At 61.1% G+C, this 18,645-nt stretch carries 22 protein-coding genes; 8 read left to right on the top strand and 14 right to left on the bottom strand.

All coding sequences use genetic code 11. From position 1 onward, the window contains the following. Positions 1 to 42: 42 nt before the first annotated feature. The 11 genes from ACMVPR_RS01390 to ACMVPR_RS01340 all read right to left on the bottom strand — a co-directional run bounded on the left by ACMVPR_RS01390 (position 43) and on the right by ACMVPR_RS01340 (position 10,009). Positions 43 to 552, bottom strand: a complete 510-nt coding sequence (locus ACMVPR_RS01390) for a GNAT family N-acetyltransferase (protein WP_416881391.1) — start codon at positions 550 to 552, stop codon at positions 43 to 45. Positions 553 to 612: 60 nt separating this feature from the next. Further along, the gene (locus tag ACMVPR_RS01385) at positions 613 to 1,581 is read right to left on the bottom strand and encodes a cupin domain-containing protein (RefSeq protein ID WP_416881390.1); all 969 of its coding nucleotides are present in this window, start codon (positions 1,579 to 1,581) and stop codon (positions 613 to 615) included. Positions 1,582 to 1,596: 15 nt separating this feature from the next. Continuing rightward, positions 1,597 to 2,559, bottom strand: coding sequence for an ester cyclase (locus ACMVPR_RS01380; RefSeq protein ID WP_416881389.1), 963 nt, complete (start codon positions 2,557 to 2,559; stop codon positions 1,597 to 1,599). Beyond that, positions 2,556 to 3,566, bottom strand: a complete 1,011-nt coding sequence (locus ACMVPR_RS01375) for a LacI family DNA-binding transcriptional regulator (protein WP_416884595.1) — start codon at positions 3,564 to 3,566, stop codon at positions 2,556 to 2,558. The genes ACMVPR_RS01380 and ACMVPR_RS01375 overlap by 4 nt, the downstream gene beginning before the upstream one ends. Continuing rightward, positions 3,566 to 4,324, bottom strand: a complete 759-nt coding sequence (locus tag ACMVPR_RS01370; protein ID WP_416881388.1) for an SDR family NAD(P)-dependent oxidoreductase — start codon at positions 4,322 to 4,324, stop codon at positions 3,566 to 3,568. The genes ACMVPR_RS01375 and ACMVPR_RS01370 overlap by 1 nt, the downstream gene beginning before the upstream one ends. Before the next feature lie 76 nt (positions 4,325 to 4,400). After that, positions 4,401 to 5,009, bottom strand: coding sequence for a hypothetical protein (locus tag ACMVPR_RS01365; RefSeq protein ID WP_416881387.1), 609 nt, complete (start codon positions 5,007 to 5,009; stop codon positions 4,401 to 4,403). Between the two features lie 14 nt (positions 5,010 to 5,023). Continuing rightward, positions 5,024 to 5,452 (bottom strand): VOC family protein, encoded by a 429-nt coding sequence (locus ACMVPR_RS01360; RefSeq protein ID WP_416881386.1) that lies wholly within the window; start codon positions 5,450 to 5,452, stop codon positions 5,024 to 5,026. Continuing rightward, positions 5,431 to 6,432, bottom strand: a complete 1,002-nt coding sequence (locus ACMVPR_RS01355) for an ester cyclase (RefSeq protein ID WP_416881385.1) — start codon at positions 6,430 to 6,432, stop codon at positions 5,431 to 5,433. The genes ACMVPR_RS01360 and ACMVPR_RS01355 overlap by 22 nt, the downstream gene beginning before the upstream one ends. Before the next feature lie 111 nt (positions 6,433 to 6,543). Further along, positions 6,544 to 7,869: a histidinol dehydrogenase gene (gene hisD / locus ACMVPR_RS01350; RefSeq protein WP_416881384.1), complete on the bottom strand. Its 1,326-nt coding sequence runs from the start codon at positions 7,867 to 7,869 to the stop codon at positions 6,544 to 6,546. A gap of 91 nt (positions 7,870 to 7,960) precedes the next feature. Beyond that, the gene (locus tag ACMVPR_RS01345) at positions 7,961 to 8,701 is read right to left on the bottom strand and encodes an alpha/beta hydrolase (protein WP_416881383.1); all 741 of its coding nucleotides are present in this window, start codon (positions 8,699 to 8,701) and stop codon (positions 7,961 to 7,963) included. Positions 8,702 to 8,761: 60 nt separating this feature from the next. Next, positions 8,762 to 10,009: an MFS transporter gene (locus tag ACMVPR_RS01340; protein WP_416881382.1), complete on the bottom strand. Its 1,248-nt coding sequence runs from the start codon at positions 10,007 to 10,009 to the stop codon at positions 8,762 to 8,764. Positions 10,010 to 10,173: 164 nt separating this feature from the next. Here ACMVPR_RS01340 and ACMVPR_RS01335 point away from each other — a divergent pair, with 164 nt between their 5' ends. Further along, positions 10,174 to 10,917 (top strand): ArsR/SmtB family transcription factor, encoded by a 744-nt coding sequence (locus ACMVPR_RS01335; RefSeq protein ID WP_416881381.1) that lies wholly within the window; start codon positions 10,174 to 10,176, stop codon positions 10,915 to 10,917. Beyond that, on the top strand, positions 10,917 to 11,333 hold the full coding sequence (locus tag ACMVPR_RS01330) for an MAPEG family protein (RefSeq protein ID WP_416881380.1): 417 nt from the start codon (positions 10,917 to 10,919) through the stop codon (positions 11,331 to 11,333). Before ACMVPR_RS01335 ends, ACMVPR_RS01330 begins: the two co-directional genes overlap by 1 nt. A 36-nt stretch (positions 11,334 to 11,369) precedes the next feature. On the opposite strand, the gene ACMVPR_RS01325 is transcribed toward ACMVPR_RS01330, so the two are convergent. After that, the gene (locus ACMVPR_RS01325) at positions 11,370 to 11,615 is read right to left on the bottom strand and encodes a hypothetical protein (RefSeq protein ID WP_416881379.1); all 246 of its coding nucleotides are present in this window, start codon (positions 11,613 to 11,615) and stop codon (positions 11,370 to 11,372) included. A gap of 308 nt (positions 11,616 to 11,923) precedes the next feature. Here ACMVPR_RS01325 and thrS point away from each other — a divergent pair, with 308 nt between their 5' ends. The 6 genes from thrS (at position 11,924) to ACMVPR_RS01295 (ending at position 17,461) form a co-directional block, all read left to right on the top strand. After that, on the top strand, positions 11,924 to 13,870 hold the full coding sequence (thrS, locus tag ACMVPR_RS01320) for a threonine--tRNA ligase (protein WP_416881378.1): 1,947 nt from the start codon (positions 11,924 to 11,926) through the stop codon (positions 13,868 to 13,870). A 232-nt stretch (positions 13,871 to 14,102) separates the two neighbouring features. Continuing rightward, positions 14,103 to 14,393 (top strand): DUF2282 domain-containing protein, encoded by a 291-nt coding sequence (locus tag ACMVPR_RS01315; RefSeq protein ID WP_300586916.1) that lies wholly within the window; start codon positions 14,103 to 14,105, stop codon positions 14,391 to 14,393. Positions 14,394 to 14,482: 89 nt separating this feature from the next. Next, positions 14,483 to 15,340 carry a DUF692 domain-containing protein gene (locus tag ACMVPR_RS01310; RefSeq protein WP_416881377.1) on the top strand — a complete coding sequence of 286 codons (858 nt, stop codon included), beginning with the start codon at positions 14,483 to 14,485 and terminating at the stop codon, positions 15,338 to 15,340. Continuing rightward, positions 15,337 to 16,071: a putative DNA-binding domain-containing protein gene (locus tag ACMVPR_RS01305; protein WP_416881376.1), complete on the top strand. Its 735-nt coding sequence runs from the start codon at positions 15,337 to 15,339 to the stop codon at positions 16,069 to 16,071. Before ACMVPR_RS01310 ends, ACMVPR_RS01305 begins: the two co-directional genes overlap by 4 nt. Positions 16,072 to 16,098: 27 nt before the next feature. Then, a complete protein-coding gene (locus tag ACMVPR_RS01300; protein WP_300586911.1) occupies positions 16,099 to 16,671 on the top strand; it encodes a DoxX family protein in 573 nt (190 codons plus the stop codon). A 58-nt stretch (positions 16,672 to 16,729) separates the two neighbouring features. Next, positions 16,730 to 17,461, top strand: a complete 732-nt coding sequence (locus tag ACMVPR_RS01295; RefSeq protein ID WP_416881375.1) for a YgfZ/GcvT domain-containing protein — start codon at positions 16,730 to 16,732, stop codon at positions 17,459 to 17,461. A gap of 6 nt (positions 17,462 to 17,467) precedes the next feature. Here ACMVPR_RS01295 and ACMVPR_RS01290 read toward each other — a convergent pair whose 3' ends face one another. Both ACMVPR_RS01290 and efp read right to left on the bottom strand, forming a co-directional pair. Beyond that, the gene (locus tag ACMVPR_RS01290) at positions 17,468 to 17,941 is read right to left on the bottom strand and encodes a GNAT family N-acetyltransferase (protein WP_416881374.1); all 474 of its coding nucleotides are present in this window, start codon (positions 17,939 to 17,941) and stop codon (positions 17,468 to 17,470) included. An 89-nt stretch (positions 17,942 to 18,030) separates the two neighbouring features. Further along, on the bottom strand, positions 18,031 to 18,594 hold the full coding sequence (efp, locus tag ACMVPR_RS01285) for an elongation factor P (RefSeq protein WP_292267597.1): 564 nt from the start codon (positions 18,592 to 18,594) through the stop codon (positions 18,031 to 18,033). Positions 18,595 to 18,645 lie beyond the last annotated feature (51 nt).

The raw sequence follows: 18,645 nt of genomic DNA, 5'->3' as shown, positions 1-18,645 counted from the left end.
GTCCACACCAAAAGCGGCGATCGCGCCATGATTCAAATCAACCTAGGCAAGAATTCGCTTCATGAAGACGGCTGGAAATGTGATGCCGGGGCGGAGTTCGATGTCGATCTCGCCTTGCGCCACAAACCCCATGGATTCGTAGAATGGCACAGCCGTGCGGGTGCTTTGGCAATGCAGCTGCATCATGCCGCAGGCATGGGCATGCAGGATGATGTGCTCCATCAACCGCCGCCCGATCCCTTCACGGGTACGCCGGTGATCAGTGACCACGTGGCGGACATGGCCGATCCCCCGCATCCCCGGTTTTCCGCCCGGTGCCTGCATCGTCCAGCCACCCGCGCCGACGATGTCCTCCCCGTCGCAGATGACGAAAAACGTTCCCGATGCGATCAGCGCCGGTTGCGCCTTCGAGATCAGAGGCACCGCCGTGACCAACACCGACGGCGGATAGTCGGGCTTGAGCAGGATCGGATAGCTTTGCCCGAACAGCCGATCAAGCGCATCGGTGTCCGACGGTTCCGCTGGACGCAGGGTCAGGGTATCTCCAGTCATCTGGGCCTCCGCTTTGGGTGTCTGGCGAGAAAGCTAGCGCCGGACACCCGAACGGCCAGATCAGGCGGCTTTCCAGGTTGGGCCTGCCGGATCGTCGGTCGACCGTACCCGGTACATCGACGCCTCGCCGGTCATGGCTGGCACCACGCTGTGCGCGAGGCCCGGCGGCACCGCCACCGTGTCACCGGGATTGAGCGCGGTCGTGCCGCCCTCCCAGCTCAGCCGCCAATGGCCTCGCATGGGCATCAGAACCTCATGGCTGGCGACGGTGTACATGTCTTCCGGGATCGACCCGCGTGTGATGAAATCGACATCAAAGCCCGGACGGTCTTTCAGCTTTCCTTCCGGCCCGATCACCTTGGCCGGTTGCCGGTCGGCCAGCGCCATCAGATCCCAATACCGCGCGACATAGCCGGGCACGACGTCCGCAGAGGTCGGTTCAGGAAACGCCTTCAATTCCTCATCCGTCAGCAATGGCATCGGCTTCACGCCCGCGGGCAGAGTTTGCCCCTTCTTACTGTCGTAAAGCTTGCCGTTCTCGCCCAGCACAAGCCCATGATCCTTGGCATCCTCGATCACCTGCGGCGCCCAGATCACGCCTCCGCCGGCATCATCGCCGCCGAGGATCGCCATGATCATCCCGTAATCGGTGCCGATATTCTCGAACCCCCGGAAGATGCCCGTCGGGATGTTGATGATGTCACCCTCTTCCAGCACCACTTCCCCCGCGTTGCCCCAGCGTCCCCAGAAGAAGCGCCAGCGGCCCTTGAGCACAAAGAACACCTCGGCCGTGCGATGGCTGTGCAGCGAATTGCGGCACTTGGGCGGCTGGCCCGCCGCGCCGATGTTGAAGCCCGGTGTTTCCGTGATGTGCACATGCTGGTCGGCACTTTCCGACACGCCGCCACCGATGATGGTAAAGTTTTCCTTCTGATCGCTGCCTGGCGTGTGGGCGTCGATGAAGGCGGTGCGACAGGGGCGCAGATCGCCATAGCGGACGATGCGGGCTTCCATCTCTTGCGGGGTCATAGTTGGTCCTCTTGGTCAGCCCTGATGGGCCAGAATTTGCATCCAGATCGCGGTTTCGTCGTAAAGCGTCCATTCCCGGCGCAACCCGCGTGGGCCGAATTCGGCATGGGAGATTCCCATGACATACACCTCGGCACCTGTGGGCGCGCCGAACGTGCCCCAGCCGTCGTGCTTGCCGGTCAGAGACCAACGGAGCGCGGCACGGGGCGGCATGTTCGGCTCTTCCATCCCAATCTGGTGATGGACCTCGAATTTCGCCGAGGGGAAGGCGGATCGAAGACCCAGCCAGAACGCATCGACACCCCCGGTGCCATGCACGGTGTGCCCGCCGGGATACTCGGCCTGAACGGCGCGGTCGTATTGGTCCGGAATGACCGAGAACTCACCTCCCATCATGCGCGTCAGCAGCGCCGCAAAGGCGGCGCCCCACTGGTTGTCATTGCCCCGGCCCGTATAAGGCCCTTGCACATCGACCACCGGACGGAACGGCTGGGTCTCGGGGTCAAGTGCTGCCACACGGGCCTGCGCCCACGCCTTTGGATCAAAACCCAACTGCCGCACAATCGCGCCATTGTCGCGGATCAGCCATTCGTCGCTGATCATGTTGTTCTTGGCATAGCAGTCGGCAATCGCCCGCAAGGTGATCTTGCGCCCGGTGGCTGGGCCGAACTGCCCGTCATTCACATGTGTCGCCGTCGACAGGATCCGGTGCGACGACAGCATGCCCACCTCGGGTGTGCCCGACCAGATCACATCTTCACCCAGCAACTGTCGGTCGGGGAATTCGTGACAGGTCGCCATCGTCGCCGCTGTCATCGCCGGTTCGCCAAAACCGATGCCGCCGGGCGTTCGGACGATCACCTCGGGGTGGTAATAGTCCTTCATTTTCGCCCCAAGCCCGCGATCTTCCCAGATCTCCTTGGTGATCCCAAGAATGTAATCGGGGAAATCCACGAAACGGTTGTCGAACCCTCTCATTGCAAGCCTTCCGGTATGCGGGCCGATCCACGCAGGATCAGCGGCCCGTCGATTTCAGTCACCTCCGCTTGCGCGGATTTGTCTTCGATTTGGTTAATAAGCACCGCAACAGTGGTCTTGACCATGCGCCCGACAGGCTGCCGCACGGTGGTCAGATCATAGGCCGCGAACGCCGCCATCGGCACATCATCATAACCGACAATTGACACGTCACCCGGCACCGAAAGCCCAAGCGTGGAGCGCAGGTGGTCCATGACCGCAAAAGCCATATGGTCATTGCCAACGAACAGCGCATCGACATCGTTGGCCAGCAACAGATCGGTCGCCCGCACGGCCTTGGCATGGTCATAGCGCCCGTCCTCAACGCCAACGCAATCCCGGCCCAACGTCGTCAACCGCTCCAGAAATCCCTCGGTCCGGTCGCGCCCGGTGGACGATCCCTGCCAGCCCGCCACGTGGCCTATGCGTAAATGGCCGCCACTGACCAGAAAATCCGCCACCTTGGCCCCACCAAGCCGGTTGGCCGAGGTGACCTGCGCAAGCCCGCTTCCCGCCTGACCGCGGTTGAAGAGCACCACGGGAATGCCCGCCGCCTCGCACCGCGCGGCCAGAGCGTCTCCAAGGCCCACGCTGGCCAGCACGATCCCGTCCACCTGGTGGTCCAACATCTGCTGGATTATCCGGTCTGTATCGGCCTCGCCCGCCCCTTCAGGAACGGTAAAAACCAGCGTGTGATACCCCTCATCCTGCAAATCGCGGCTGAACCGCTCGAGCGCGTCGGGGTAGAACGGGTTGCCCAGATAGGCCACAACCAACCCGATGATCCGGCTCCGCCCGGTGATCAGCGACCGCGCCAACACATTGGGCCGATAGCCCAGCGCCTCTGCCGCTTCGCGCACCTTGTCTGCTGTGGCCTTGCTCGCCGATGCGCCTGAGAACACCCGGCTCACCGCCGACTGGCTGACCCCCGCCCGCGCTGCCACATCGAATGAGGTGACCCGCCGCATCATCCCGCCGTCCAGCCCCCATCAACCAAGAGCGACGTCCCTGTGACCATGCTGCTTGCATCGGAGGCAAGGAACAGGCACGCCCCCATAATGTCCTCGACCTGCCCGACGCGCGGCAGTTTGATCTTGCTCTCGATCCATGCGCGCTTTTCGGGGTCGGCAAAGGTCGGCTTGCTCAACTCGGTCAGGATGAAGGTCGGGCAGATCGTGTTGACGCGGATATTTTCCGGCCCCCATTCAATCGCCATCGCTTTGGTCATGCCTTCCAGCGCATGTTTGGTCGCGCAATAAACCGCTCGCTCGATCCCGCCGACATGGGCCATCTGGCTGCTGATCTGAATGATTGCCCCGCCGCGCCCGACCATCTGACGCGCCACCGCCTGAGCAAGAAAATAGGCTGCCTTGATGTTGATCTCTGACACCGTGTCGAAATCTTCGGGCGTGGTGTCCAGTGCCTTGCTGTGCCGCGCGAGCCCGGCGGAATTCACCAGAATGTCGATGGGAGACAGAGCTGCCACCGCCTCGCGCACCGCGTCGACTTCCGTCACGTCGAGCACCAGCGCCTCTGCGCTCAGCCCCGCCTGCGCCATCTCGTCAACGGCCGCCTGCACCTGTGTCGCGTTGCGGGCGGCGATAACCACATGCGCGCCCGCCTCGGCCAGCGCAACGGCGCAACCAAGCCCGATTCCGCGCGATCCGCCGGCGACCAGTGCCCGCTTGCCATCAAGCCGAAAAGACGGGGTTTTGGGCAGGGGCATAAGGACAACTCCAAGGCTTTGCATAGGTGTGCAAAATCACGCTACTCTGCACTATGCGCTCTGTCCAGCCCCCGCATCACGGATGGGCGATGCCCCGAAACGGCGGGAAATCCGCATAGTGCCGCGCGCGTTGATCGGCCTGCTCGGTCGGCTCCACGCCTCCGCGTACCAATGTCCCCTTGGGCACAATATAGCTGTCGATCCGCCGCTGCGGCTCCGGTCGCCACGCGATGTTGAACGCACAGAGCTTGGGAAAGAACCAGACTTCGGTAAAGGGCAGATGGTCATACAGCCACCACGCCAGATCACGCCAGTCCCGCCCCTGATCATACTGATCCGCAAACCACGGGATCACGATGCTCGCCCCTGCCACCTCGACATCCGGCAAATCCCAGATGTGGCACTCGAGCGGATAGTCATTGCGCGCGCAGTTCAACCCGTTCTCATTGCCGAACCGGTTGAGCGCTGCTGACCGGAACCCCGACCGCACCGCGATCCGGCCAAAAGTCTCCTGCAACGGATCAAGCAGCGTCTCGCAAAACGCCCGCCCCCGCGCGATGGCGAGATCGGGACGGTCGGGGATATTCTGGATCTGATGAAAATTCCCGATCTCGGAATAGAGGAACTCCCGCATGTAGAAATGCTTCGACAACCGGACCCGGCCCAGCGTCTCAAGGCTCCACATGGTTTGCGGGCGTCTCAATAGCCGGTCCAGCGAAACGCCCCGTCGCCCCCGCGCAAAGGCGAAAACGGATTGTGCGCCACTTCCCAAATATGCCCCTCGGGGTCGCTGAAATAGCCGTGATAGCCGCCCCAGAACACCTCCTGCGGCGCTTTCAACACTGTGCCATCCGCGCCCTCGACCCGGCCCATCACATCATCCACGCCAACCCGGTCCCGCGCATTATAGCCCAGTGTCAGCGCCCCGCGCCCAAGCTGCGCCACGTCGATCCCGATATCCTCGGCCAGCTTCTCAAGCGGATAAAGCCCCAGCGTCTGACCCAACAGGTCATATGCGATGACGCCATCCTGCGTCTCGACCCGCACCCAGCCCAGCGCATCAAAAAACGCCGTCGCTTTTTCCGCATCCATCACGCCCAACGTGATCAGCGATATCCTTTGCTCCATGCCAGCTCCTTCATCCGGGCGAACACATCCACCCCGAGCTGAGCGTACACATCCAGAAGGTCCACGAGAACCCAGTTTTCCCGGATCAGACCATCCTCCAGACGCCAGAAATCCAGACTGCGCAGGGTGATCTTCTGCCTCGTCGGGGGCAGACCGAGCCAGCCATCCCCGGTCAGCGTCTGCTGCATGTTGGGCCAGCCAGTCACACCGACATAGGCCCCTTCCGCCATAAAGTGATGCACCGTGCCATCGGGGTGCTGCCCCCGATCCGGCATCGCGTTCAGGAATGGGATCTGATGGAAGCGGCGAAACTCCTCGACCCCACGTGCGGTGCCGATGCCCGCAGGCCCGTACCACATGAAGTCCGGATGCCAGAACCGCTCAAGCTCCATCACCTCCGGCCCACCCTGCGACGGGTGTCGGGTCATGGCTGTCAGCATGTCGACCACATGGGTCGCACTGCCACCTGACAAAGACGGATCATGCGGCCCCAACCCGTCCTGGGTCATGGGCGCGGGCGCATGCGAAAACCGCCCCAGCTGCGGCACCATCGGCCAGACGCCCGCCTGCATCATCATCTCCGGAATGTCCCAGATCGCCTGCATCTCGACGCAAGAGCCACCCTCGATCCGGTAGAACTCGTGAAACCGCATCACCGCAGATCGCCCGGTTGGCGGGATGCCCAGCCAGGGTGCGACCCACCGCCCGGCATACTGCCCCCCCGAGCCAACCCAAAGCGCCCCATCCGCATCGAAACCGGCGATACGAATGACCTCCTGCCGCTCCAGATCCGGCAGCGCCTCCTGCAAGGGAGCCATCACTTCGCGGACAAACGCCTCCGCCCCGCGCAGGTCGCCAAACGGATGGCACATCCGGAATAGAGCATCCGGTGCTGCCAATACCAGCGCATCGAAAACTCCTTCCCGCATCGCCGCAAACACTGGCGCCATGACCTCTGTCGCGCGCTCAACCTCAGTCATGAGGCTCCCCTGCTTCTCTGGTTCAAAAATACTTCGGGGTCCGGGGCAGAGCCCCAGTATTTCCGTTCACGGAAACAGACGATGCGTCACCGCATCGTCCCCAAGCCAATATCACTCCGCCGCGTCCCGATAGGGCGCACCTTCGCCATAGGGCACATTCACCCCGCCATAGCGCCGCACCCGGACGTTGCACTGCTCGGCATGACCGACGAATCCCTCCAGCATACACAGCCGCGAGCCATACTCCCCGATCAGCGTCGCCGCCTCATCGGTGGTGATCTTCTGATAGGAATGGGTCTTGAGGAACTTGCCCACCCAAAGCCCGCCGGTATAGCGCCCTGCCTTCTTGGTCGGCAGCGTGTGGTTCGTCCCGATCACCTTGTCGCCGTTCGACACATTCGTCCGCGCCCCAAGGAACAGCGCGCCGTAGCAGGTCATTTTCTCCAGATACCAGTCGTCCCGGTCCGTCATCACCTGCACATGCTCAGACGCAATGTCATTGGCGACCGCCAGCATCTCGTCATGGTCGGCGCAGAGGATCACCTCGCCATAATCGCGCCACGACACCGAGGCCGTGTCCCGCGTCGGCAGGATCTCCAAGAGCCGATCGATCTCGGCCAAGGTCTCTTCCGCCAGTTTCCGCGAATTGGTCACCAGCACGGCGGGCGAATTGTACCCATGTTCCGCCTGCCCCAGCAGGTCCGTCGCGCAGATCTCCGCATCCACCGTGTCATCTGCAATCACCATGGTCTCGGTCGGCCCGGCAAAGAGGTCGATCCCCACCCGCCCGAACAACTGCCGCTTCGCCTCGGCCACAAACGCGTTGCCCGGCCCCACCAGCATATGCACCGGATCAATGGTCTCGGTCCCGATCGCCATGGCCCCCACTGCCTGAATGCCACCCAGCACGTAAATTTCGTGCGCGCCACCCAGATGCATCGCGGCGATCACCGCCGGGTTCGGTTTGCCCTGCCATGGCGGCGTGCAGGCGATGATGCGCGGCACTCCCGCGACAGACGCCGTCGCCACCGACATATGGGCCGAGGCGACCATCGGGAACTTGCCCCCCGGCACGTAGCAGCCCACCGACTGCACGGGGATGTTCTTGTGGCCAAGGATCACCCCCGGCATCGTTTCCACTTCGATGTCCAGCATCGAGTCGCGCTGCGCCTGCGCGAAGTTACGCACCTGCGCCTGGGCGAATTTGATGTCTGCGAGTTCGCGTGGGCTGAGTTCCGCGATCAGCGCGTCGATCTCGTCCTGCGTCAGGCGAAAGCTCTCTGGCGTGTAATTGTCGAATTTCGCAGCCAGATCCCGCACCGCCGCATCGCCGCGCGCTTCGATGTCTGCCAGCGTTGCCTCGACCACCGCGCGGGTCTTGGCATCGTCCTCGGCGCGTTCGGTTTCGGGTTTCCCCCGCTTGAGATACTCGGCCATATCCACCTCCCCAGATCTTCTATGCGGCTCAACATAGCGGGGCGCGCAGGCCTCTCAAGCGATTTTTGCATACGATTGCAAAATCGTGCAATCAGGCCAGCACCTCGAGGATCGCCTCTTCGATATGGCGCAGGTTCTGCGGTTCAGAAAAGCGGTGATCGGTGCCTTTGACCAGCGTCAGCCGCAGGTCGGGGCTGTCGATATGGTCGAGCAACTTGAGCGCCGTTTCCCGGCTGACAGCGCTGTCCTCGGTCCCCTGCACCAGCCGCACCGGGTAGGGCATGTGCAACGGCGACCGTAGCACAAGGTTCTCGCGCCCATCCTCGATCAGCCGTCGCGTGACAATGTAGGGATCACCATAGTCGGACGGCAAAGCGACCTGCCCGTCTTCCATGACCTTGCGCCGGTCGTCTTCGGAAAACCCGGCCCAGAACCCGTCCTCGGTAAAATCAGGCGCTGCGGCGATGCCGACGAAGCCCACCACATGCTTGAGCCGCTGCGTCAGCAAAGACGCGATCCAGCCCCCCATGCTTGAGCCGACCAGCACCACCGGCCCCTCGCAGGTTGCTTCGATCAGCGCCTGTGCGTCCCGCGCCCAGTCGCCGATGCAACCTTCTTCAAATACACCACCCGAGACACCATGCCCCGAATAGTCGAACCGCAGGAACGCGCGTCCCGTCAGCTTGGCCCAAGCCTCCAGATGCACCGCCTTGGTGCCTTCCATGTCGGACTTGTAGCCTGACAGGAACACGATCACCGGCCCCTCGCCCTCGGTCCTGGCATAGGCCAGTCGGTGCCCGTTCGGTCCGTCCATATGTTTGATTGCGGTCATGGCTGCCTCCGTTCCGGTTTGGCACGACTTTACGCAAAGCCGGCCGGAACCCAAGAGGCGTCAGCCGTCTTCCACCTCATCCAGCCGCAGTGCCAACAGCCCGCCTGCCAGCGACAATGCTGCAAAACCGATCAGCGACGCCACCGGCCCCGCCAGTGCCAAAAGCCCGCCAAACGCCCCGGTGATCAGCAGAAGCACGCCAATCGCTGTGTTGGCCAAGGCGGCATAGGACGACCGGGCGTCTTCGGGGGACATGTCCACCAGATACACCGACCGCGCCGAACGCACGCCCTGATAGGACAGCATGAAGAAGAACAGGATCACCGGGATGACCCATGCGGTACCGGCCCACCCGCTCACCTCGGCTAAGACGGCAAGTGTTGCAAACCCGGCGGCCAGCATCCCTGACAGGAACAGCACCGTGCGCGAGGATTTGTCCGACAACCGTCCCCAAATATAGGACCCCGCAAAGGCCGCCGCCGCCGAGGCCAGAAGCAACGCACCCAAGCCCTGCAGGGCCGACTGCCCGCCGCCCAAGAGGACAAAATACGGCGGCGCCAAGGCGGTTACTGTAAGCAATCCACGCACTGCGATGAACAGCCGAAACTGACGGTCTTCCTTCAGCGGGGTAAAGTCGATCGACGTATCCTCGGTGTCCTCGGAAGCTCGTTCCTCAAGGAATGAAAACAGGATCGCCGCGGCACCCCAAAGCGCCGCCGCCAGCGTAATCGCCACCACAACCGGCATCACGTCGCGCAATATCCCCGACATCAGCAGCCCAGCAAAGATAATGACCGCGACCGAGGCTACCGACCCGGCAACACCTGTCACCGCACCGCGGCGGGTTTTCCCAACTGTCTTGCCCAGAATGTCCTTGTAGCTGACCGAACAGGCCGCGCGTGCGATCGCCAGAACGGCCAAAGCGACGCACAGCGCGACCCCGGCAGCAAAGCCCTCCATGGTCAGGGCAATGAACACAATGGCCAGCGCAGCGATCCCCTGCCCTGCCGCCCCGATCACCCAAGCCCATTTGCGGTGCCGCATGGACTGCACCCAGCCCGCAAAAGCGATCTGTGGCAGCAGCGCCCCCGCCTCGCGGATCGGTACCAGAAGACCGGTCAGCGCGGCAGGTGCCCCCAGCGCCCCTGCCAGCCAGCTGAGCACCAGTTTCGGGTCGATCAGCCCATCAGCCACCTTGGTCATCGACAGGCTGACCATGTGGCGCACCCCGTTCCGGGCCTCGCGGTCCCGGACCGTTTCATCAGCGCCCGTGAGTTCTTCGTAGGCGTTGGTGACGTGCTTGGTCATGGGGTGATTCCTATAGCTGCGGACGACCGCGAAGAAACGCGCCAAGAGAAGATTGGTTCCAACGTTCGGAAAAATTTGAATAGAATCAGAGCTTTGATACAAAGGATCAGATCTATATGTTACCCTATTGTCACGTGACAAAAGAATCACCTATAGTCGTTTACATGGATATGATCTTCAAAGCCCTCAACGACCCCGCCCGCCGTGCACTGCTTGACAGCTTGCGGCGAAAGGACGGGCAGTCACTCAGCGAACTGGAAGAGCAGCTCGATATGAGCCGGTTCGGCGTGATGAAGCACCTCAAGGTTCTCGAAGACGCCCATCTTGTCATCCCGCGCAAACAGGGGCGGTTCAAATACCACTACCTGAACGCCCTCCCACTGCAGGAAATGCTCGACCGATGGGTCGCGCCCTTCCTGAGACCCCAGGCGCAGATGATGAGCGATTTGAAAACCCGATTGGAGAGAGAGACCAAAATGGGAAAACCCGATTTCATGATGCAGACCTTCATCCGCTGCTCGCAGGATGCGCTCTGGGATGCGCTGACCAAGGCCGATCAGATGGCCGCTTATCACTTCATGTGCAACGAGGTGCGCGGCGACGCGCGCCCTGACAACGTGACCGAGTTCATCAAACCTGATGGCGATCCGATGCTGCGGCAGGTCACAACCGAGATGGACCCCAAGACCCGCATTGCCATGACGTTCGAGCCGCTCTTCATGGGGCCAAACGCACCCGCGTCCCACATGGTCTACCTGATTGAGCCACAGGGCGAGACCTGCAAGCTGACCATCGAACATTACGACATGGCCCCAGGTCAGGAAGGCTTTGCCGAAGGCTGGGCGCGCCTGGCGTCGTCGCTCAAGTCCTATCTTGAGACGGGCAAAGCGATGAAGGGAGCCGCGTGATGGAGACCTTCCCCACCGAACTCGGCATCCTCACCTGCCTGATGATCCTCGCGGCAAGCCTGTGGATTCCCTACATCGTCGGCGTCAACAAACACGCCATTGCCGGAACCGACCCGTTTGTCCGCCCAACCCCACTGGACCAGTTCCCGGCATGGGTCCACCGTGCACATCGGGCGCATCTGAACCTGCTGGAACAGGCACTGCCGTTTTCGGTTCTGGTGCTGATCCTGAACGCGATCGAAGGGTTTACCGGACTGACCTACTGGACCGCCATCGTTTTCTTCTGGGTGCGTGTGATCCACGCGGTCGGCATGATTTCGGGCTTTGCCAAGATGCCGCTCCGGCCGATGCTGTTCCTGATCGGCTGGGTTTGCTGCTTGCTCATGGCCTACGCGGTGTTTGCCGCGCGGTTCTGAAACGGCGTAGGGTGCGTGCTTGCACGCACCTTTCCCTTATCCGCCGATGTAAGCACCGCTCTTGGGGCGGTAAAAGTTCTTCTGGTTGTGCAGACGCCCAAGCAGATCATTGATCCGCTTCATCGACGCATCGACGGCGCGGGTGTTCTCACAGGGGCGCAGCGGGTCTGCATCCTGGCTCAGAACAGCCGAGTTCAGGGACCGCTTGGTGGTCCGCAGCGCGTCTTCGATCAGTTCCATGTCTTCGACGGTCAGTTCGAATGTCTTGTTGTAGCCGGGCATTGTCTGCTCTCCCGTGTCGTATGACGCAAAAAGTTTCCGATAGTGGAATGTCGTTATACATAGCAATTGCGTCGCTTTCGTCCATAGCGAAAGAGAAGATTAACTCGTTGTTTATAAACGCTTTCCAATAATACATTGGTATACCGCGCAAGAATCTTTCGCGCCCAACCGCAAAAGCGCCGACTCACCGGGTCGTTTCCCGCCCGCCTTGGCTTGACGCGCAGCGCCCCCCCTGCCAAAAGCCGCGCACGATACATAACCCGCAACCGGGCGTTCCGTGGGCGCCAAACTGACGAGGAGCTAGGCCGATGAGCCAGATTTCCCTGACCTTCCCCGATGGCAATGCACGCAACTTCGACGCAGGTGTCACCCCTGCCGAAGTGGCCGAGAGCATTTCCAAATCGCTTGCCAAGAAAGCCATCTCTGCCACCGTGAACGGGGCGCATTGGGATCTGCAATGGCCGATCACCACCGACAGCAGCATCGCCATAAACACCATGCAGGACGACGCGCCAGCGCTCGAACTGATCCGGCATGACCTCGCACATATCATGGCGCGCGCGGTGCAAGAGATCTGGCCGGACGTCAAAGTAACCATCGGGCCGGTCCGCGACAATGGCTGGTTCTACGATTTCGACCGTCAGGAGCCCTTCACCCCGGAAGACCTCGGCGCAATCGAAAAGCGGATGAAAGAGATCATCAACGCCCGCGATGCGGTCCGCACCGAGCTGTGGACCCGCGATCAGGTGCGTCAGCATTACACTGAAAGCAACGAGCCCTATAAGGTCGAGATCCTCAACAAGATCCCCGAGGGCGAGGACATTCGCATGTACTGGCATGGGGACTGGATGGACCTCTGCCGTGGTCCGCACCTCCAGCACACCGGGCAGGTTCCTGCAGACGCGTTCAAGCTGATGAACGTCTCGGCCGCCTATTTCCTTGGCGACAACACCCGCCCGATGCTGCAGCGCATCTATGGCGTGGCGTTCAAGAACCGCGATGACCTGAAACAGTACCTGACCTTCCTCGAAGAGGCCGAAAAGCGCGATCACCGCCGTCTTGGCCGCGAGATGGATCTCTACCACATGCAGGAAGAGGCCCCGGGTCAGGTGTTCTGGCACCCGAACGGCTGGCGCATCTACACCACGCTGCAGGATTACATGCGCCGCCAACAGCAGCGCGGCGGCTATGTCGAGGTGAACACCCCGCAGGTGGTCGACCGCAAACTGTGGGAGGCGTCGGGTCACTGGGAGAAATACCAGGAGAACATGTTCATCGTCGAAGTGGACGAAGACCATGCCCGCGAAAAGGCGATCAACGCGCTCAAGCCGATGAACTGCCCCTGCCATGTTCAGATCTTCAATCAGGGCCTGAAATCCTACCGTGAGCTTCCGCTGCGGATGGCCGAATTCGGGTCCTGTGCGCGGTACGAACCATCGGGCGCCCTGCACGGCATCATGCGCGTGCGCGGTTTCACCCAGGATGACGGGCATATTTTCTGCCGCGAGGATCAAATCGAGGAAGAGACCAAGATCTATATCGACTTCCTGTCGCGCATTTATCGCGACCTCGGCTTTCCGGAATTCGAGGTGCTGTTCTCAACCCGCCCCGATGTGCGTGCCGGGTCGGACGAGACATGGGACAAGGCCGAAGCAGCGCTTCTGTCAGCCACGCGTGCCGCCGGGATCGAACCCAAGGTGAACCCCGGCGAAGGCGCGTTTTACGGGCCCAAGCTGGAATTCACCCTGACCGATGCAATCGGCCGGAAATGGCAATGCGGCACGCACCAAGTGGATTTCGTTCTGCCCGAACGGCTGGACGCCAGCTATATTGGTCAGGATGGTGCGCGGCACCGCCCTGTGATGCTCCACCGCGCCTGCCTTGGCAGTTTCGAGCGGTTCATCGGCATCCTGATCGAGGAACACGCTGGCAAATTGCCGTTCTGGCTGGCCCCGCGCCAGGTGCTCGTGGCCTCCATCGTGTCCGAAGCAGACGAATACGTTCAGGAAGTTGTCGCTGAACTGATCAAAGCGGGTGTCCGGGCCGAGGCCGATATCCGCAACGAGAAGATCAATTACAAGGTCCGCGAACACTCGGTCGGCAAGGTTCCGGTGATTCTCGCCATCGGCCACCGCGAGGTTGAAGAGCGCACGGTGACCATTCGGCGGCTCGGCGAGAAGGAAACGTCTGTAACATCGCTGGCGGAGATCGTGAGTAGCCTCAAAAAAGAGGCGACGCCGCCCGATCTTCTGTAACATTCCTACTCTGCAAGTTCTCAAAAAGGCCTCGTTTTGTTACGAGGCCTTTTCTATTTCCCTGAAATTCATAAGAAATATTCCTGTTACGCCCTCACCATGCGTCACGCACGCGTGAAGCACACCGCCGTGAATGGCGCGACTGGCTGACACGGGGCATGCTTGGTACATCGGCGGTGGATAGAACACGCCGACCCAGTTCAACTCGTAAGGTAACCAAAAGGACCATCTCATGTCGAAGACACTCAAGACCGTTGCGATCGTTGGTGCAGTTGCTGCAAGCTTCGCCGCATACTCCACCACCGCCACAGCCCAAGCCAAGGAAAAGTGCTTTGGTGTTGCGCTCGCCGGCGAAAACGATTGCGCCGCTGGCCCGGGTACAACTTGCGCCGGAACCTCGACCGTCGACTACCAGGGCAACGCTTGGAAGCTTGTTGACGCAGGCACTTGCGTGACCATGGAAAAAGACGGCAACCGCATGGGTTCGCTGGAAGCACTCGACCGCGACCTGCCGCAGGGCTGATTTTTTGAGGCAGGTCGGTGTACACTCCGACCTGCCACATCAAACTGTAAGCCGGGCCTTTGCCCGGCTTATCTCCAAAGAGAATTGCCATGCCTGACGCCACGCACGCTTTCCCTCATCTGCCCGCCTTGCCCGGTGTCGGCTACAAAGCGCAGCATTTCAGCGACATCCTGAACGATCCTGCGCCGGTTGGCTGGCTTGAGATTCATGCCGAGAATTACATGGGCAATGGTGGGCGACCGTTGGCGCAGATGCGCGTGTTGTCAGAGCGATTTCCCATCTCGGTTCATGGCGTCGGACTGTCGATCGGCGGCGAAGGCCGTCTTGACCCGGACCATCTCGCGCGCCTCAAGCATCTTTGCGACTGGCTCAATCCAGCCAGCTTTTCCGAACATCTGGCGTGGTCGACCCATGACAGCCACTTCCTGAACGACCTGCTGCCTCTGCCCTACACCAACGACACGCTGACCCGCGTCGCGGATCATATCGACGAAGTGCAGGATGTGCTGGGTCGTCGGATGCTGCTGGAGAACCCATCCTCTTATCTCGCCTTTGCGGAAAGCACGTGGTCCGAAACCGATTTCCTGGCAGAGATCGTGCGCCGCACTGGCTGCGGTCTGCTGCTCGATGTGAACAACGTGTTCGTGTCAGCGACCAATCTCGACTATTCCCCGCAAGGCTATATCGACGCCTACCCGCTTGAGGCTGTTGGAGAAATCCATCTGGGCGGCCACGATGAAGACGAAGACGACAACGGCGCACTCTTGCTGATCGACAGCCATGGGCGCGAGGTAGTGGAACCGGTCTGGGCCCTTCTGGATTACACGCTGGCTAAATCCGGACCGAAGCCCGTGCTGGTGGAATGGGACACCGATGTGCCCGACTGGCCTGTCCTTGCCGAGGAAGCACGGCGCGCCGAAAACGCGCTGGCCCGTGTGCTGGCATGATCAGCCAATCCGTCTTTCGCGCCGCGCTGCTGAACCCCTCAGCGCCGATCCCCGAGGGCCTGACCGATGGTCACGACCGCCCGGCGGGACGTCGCTACGGGGTCTATCGCAACAACGTCACCGTGTCGTTGCGCGAAGCTCTGGTCGCTGGATTTCCGTCGATCGTCAGCCTGATCGGGCGCGAAAATTTTGATCACGTCGCCCGCGCCTATCTGCGCCAGTCACCGCCCGTATCACCGCTAATGATGCATTACGGCGCAGATTTTCCCGCCTTTCTTGCGACGGTCGAACAGCTTGCACCTCTGCCATATCTGAGCGACGTCGCCCGGATCGACGTGGCTATGCGGCAAAGCTATCACGCGGCTGACAGCACCGGCATTGACCCCGCTGCGTTACAGACGCTGGACGAAGACACGCTTTTGAACACACGGTTCGGCTTTGCTCCGTCAATGATCCTTTTGCGCTCGACCCGACCGATCGGGTCGATCTGGCACTACACCCTACGCGGCGGCGAAAAGCCGACTGGAAATCCCGAGGACGTCTTGATCCTGCGCGCAGAGTTTGACCCCGAGCCGTTCATCCTTGGCCCCGGTGCGGGCGACGTGGTTGAAGCGCTGCAAGGCGGCATGCCGTTCGGCCCAGCCATCGAAACCGGTGGCCCTGACTTCGACCTTGGCGCACTTCTTGGATTACTGCTTTCACACAGCGCCATAACCAACCTGAACAACTGACATTTCTGCCAACGAAAGACCCCCGCCATGGACCGACTGATTTTCCTCCACAACTCCGTTTTTTCCTCGGTCGAGCGCATGTTCGACGGTCTGGTCCCACTGCTGGCGCGGTTCGTGTTCGCGGCGACGCTGCTGATGTATTTCTGGTCGTCGGCGATGACGAAACTCGGGGATGGCGTCATGGGAATTTTTATCCCTTCCACAGGCGCTTACGCGCAGATCTTCCCAAAACAGATGGAAGCAGTGGTCTACGATGTATCACAGCTCAGCATCTTTCATTGGGCGGTGGTGGTTGCTGGCACATGGGCCGAGTTCATCCTGCCGCTTCTCATCGTGATCGGGCTCTTCACGCGTCTGGCGGCGCTGGGGATGATCGGGTTTGTGGTCGTGCAATCCCTGACCGACCTTTACGGACATGGCGGGATCGCACATGCGGAAACATTAGGCGCATGGTTCGACAAGGTGCCGGACAGCGCAATCCTGGATCAGCGCGCGTTCTGGATGCTGATTCTTGTCACGCTGGTGATCAAAGGCGCCGGAGTGCTGTCTTTGGACCGCATTCTATCGCGGCAGGTTCTTGGAGCACCCGCCACCGCCTGACCCCTTGCACCCAACCACAGGGCCGTTATCTCTGACAGGACTACAGTCAGGGGGCGACATGTCGGATCGTACGGTTCTCAAGATCAACGGCGCGGATGCACGGCACTTCCTGCAAGGGCTGGTGACGAATGATGTCGAACGGTTGGATCAGGGTCTGGTCTATGCCGCGATGCTGACCCCACAAGGCAAGTATCGGGCGGATTTCTTCCTTGTTCCCAAAGGCGAAGACATCCTGCTTGATGTAGACAGTGGTTTGGCGCCGGGCTTGAAGCAGGCGTTGACCATGTACAAACTGCGGTCGAAGGTCGAGATCGAAGAAACCGACCGTGTGGTCACACGGGGTCTGGGCGATGCACCCGAGGGCGCCTTTGCCGACCCGCGCGATCCTGCGATGGGCTGGCGCGGCTATGATGGTCAACCGGGCGATGAAGGCATCGACTGGGACGCCGTTCGCGTGGCAGCCTGCGTTCCCGAAAGCGGCATCGAACTGACGCCAGACAGTTTCATCCTGGAAATGGACTTCGAGCGCCTCAACGGGGTCGATTTCCGCAAGGGCTGTTATGTCGGGCAGGAAGTCACCGCCCGGATGAAGCACAAAACCGAGTTGCGCAAAGGGCTGGCACAGGTCGCGGTAAACGGCACGGCGCCGGTGGGCACCGAGATTCTGGCAGAGGGCAAATCGGCTGGCACGCTTTATACGCAGGCCAACGGCGCGGGCATTGCCTACCTTCGGTTTGATCGTGCCACCGGCCCGATGCAGGCAGCAGACGCCGTCCTGCATCGGACCTGAAGACCTCTAGGCGGTAATGTACCCCTCTGCACGCACATGCACCTCTTGTGCGCCTGCGGATCGCATCAACGCGGCTGAGGCGGCATTGAAGCGCCAATAGGTGACCTTCCAGATCGTCACGCCTTCTTTAACCAAAGCGGCTTGCATGGCCGGCACAAGAGCGCGCCCGATGCCCTGTCGGCGATGGCTGTCCAGGACGCTGATGTGATGCAGATAACCCTGTCGGTTTTGATTGAGGAACGGGTTGGCGTCGCGCTCTTCGATCTCGTAGCTGAGAAATCCAACACAGCGCCCTGCATCTCGCCAGACAAGCAGCGTCATACCCTTCTCGGTCATCGCGCTGCGGAAAAACGCAAGATAATCTGCGTCCGCGCCATAGGGCGCAAAGTGATCCGGGCGGGCATCGACATGGGTCTGATGCACCTGCCGCAATGCGGGCAGGATATCCGGCAGGTCATCGGGGGAAAGGATCTCTATCATGATAAAGGCCTCCTGGCTGATGCCGGAGGCCTTTTGATCCATGTGCGTCCCCCAGCGGTTTCGGGGGGATATGCGCGCGGGCCCCGAGGTCAGGCGCGCTCGGAATATTCCATCGTTTCGGTGTTGACGATGATCATCTCGTCCTGACCGACAAACGGCGGCACCATGACCTTGACCCCATTGTCGAGGATCGCAGGTTTGAAGCTGTTCGCCGCGGTCTGGCCTTTGACGACCGGCTCGGTCTCTTCGATCTTGCAGGTGACCTTCTGCGGCAGCGTGGCGTTCAATGCTTCCGCCTCGTGGAATTCCACGACGATGGTCATCCCGTCCTGAAGGAATGGACGACGCTCGCCCAGAATGTCGGCAGGCAGTTCGACCTGATCATAGGTATCCGTGTCCATGAAGACGAGGTTACCATCGGTCTCGTAAAGGAACTGCATGTCCTTCTGTTCAAGTCGCACGCGTTCCACCTTGTCGGCAGAGCGGAAGCGCTCGTTGAGCTTGGACCCGTTGCGCAGGTTCTTCATTTCCACCTGCGCAAAGGCTCCACCTTTGCCGGGCTTCACGTGGTCGACTTTTACAGCAGCCCAAAGGCCACCGTTATGCTCCAGCACGAAGCCGGGTCGAATTTCGTTTCCGTTGATTTTGGGCATGGCTAAACTTTGTCAAAAGGTTGATTCAACTTTGACCGCCCCTATATCTGG

The organism is Marivita sp. (assembly GCF_048006345.1).
Classification (GTDB): Bacteria; Pseudomonadota; Alphaproteobacteria; order Rhodobacterales; family Rhodobacteraceae; genus Marivita.
Note: the sequence above shows the minus strand (reverse complement) of the source record. Positions and strands in the feature narration are given on the sequence as shown.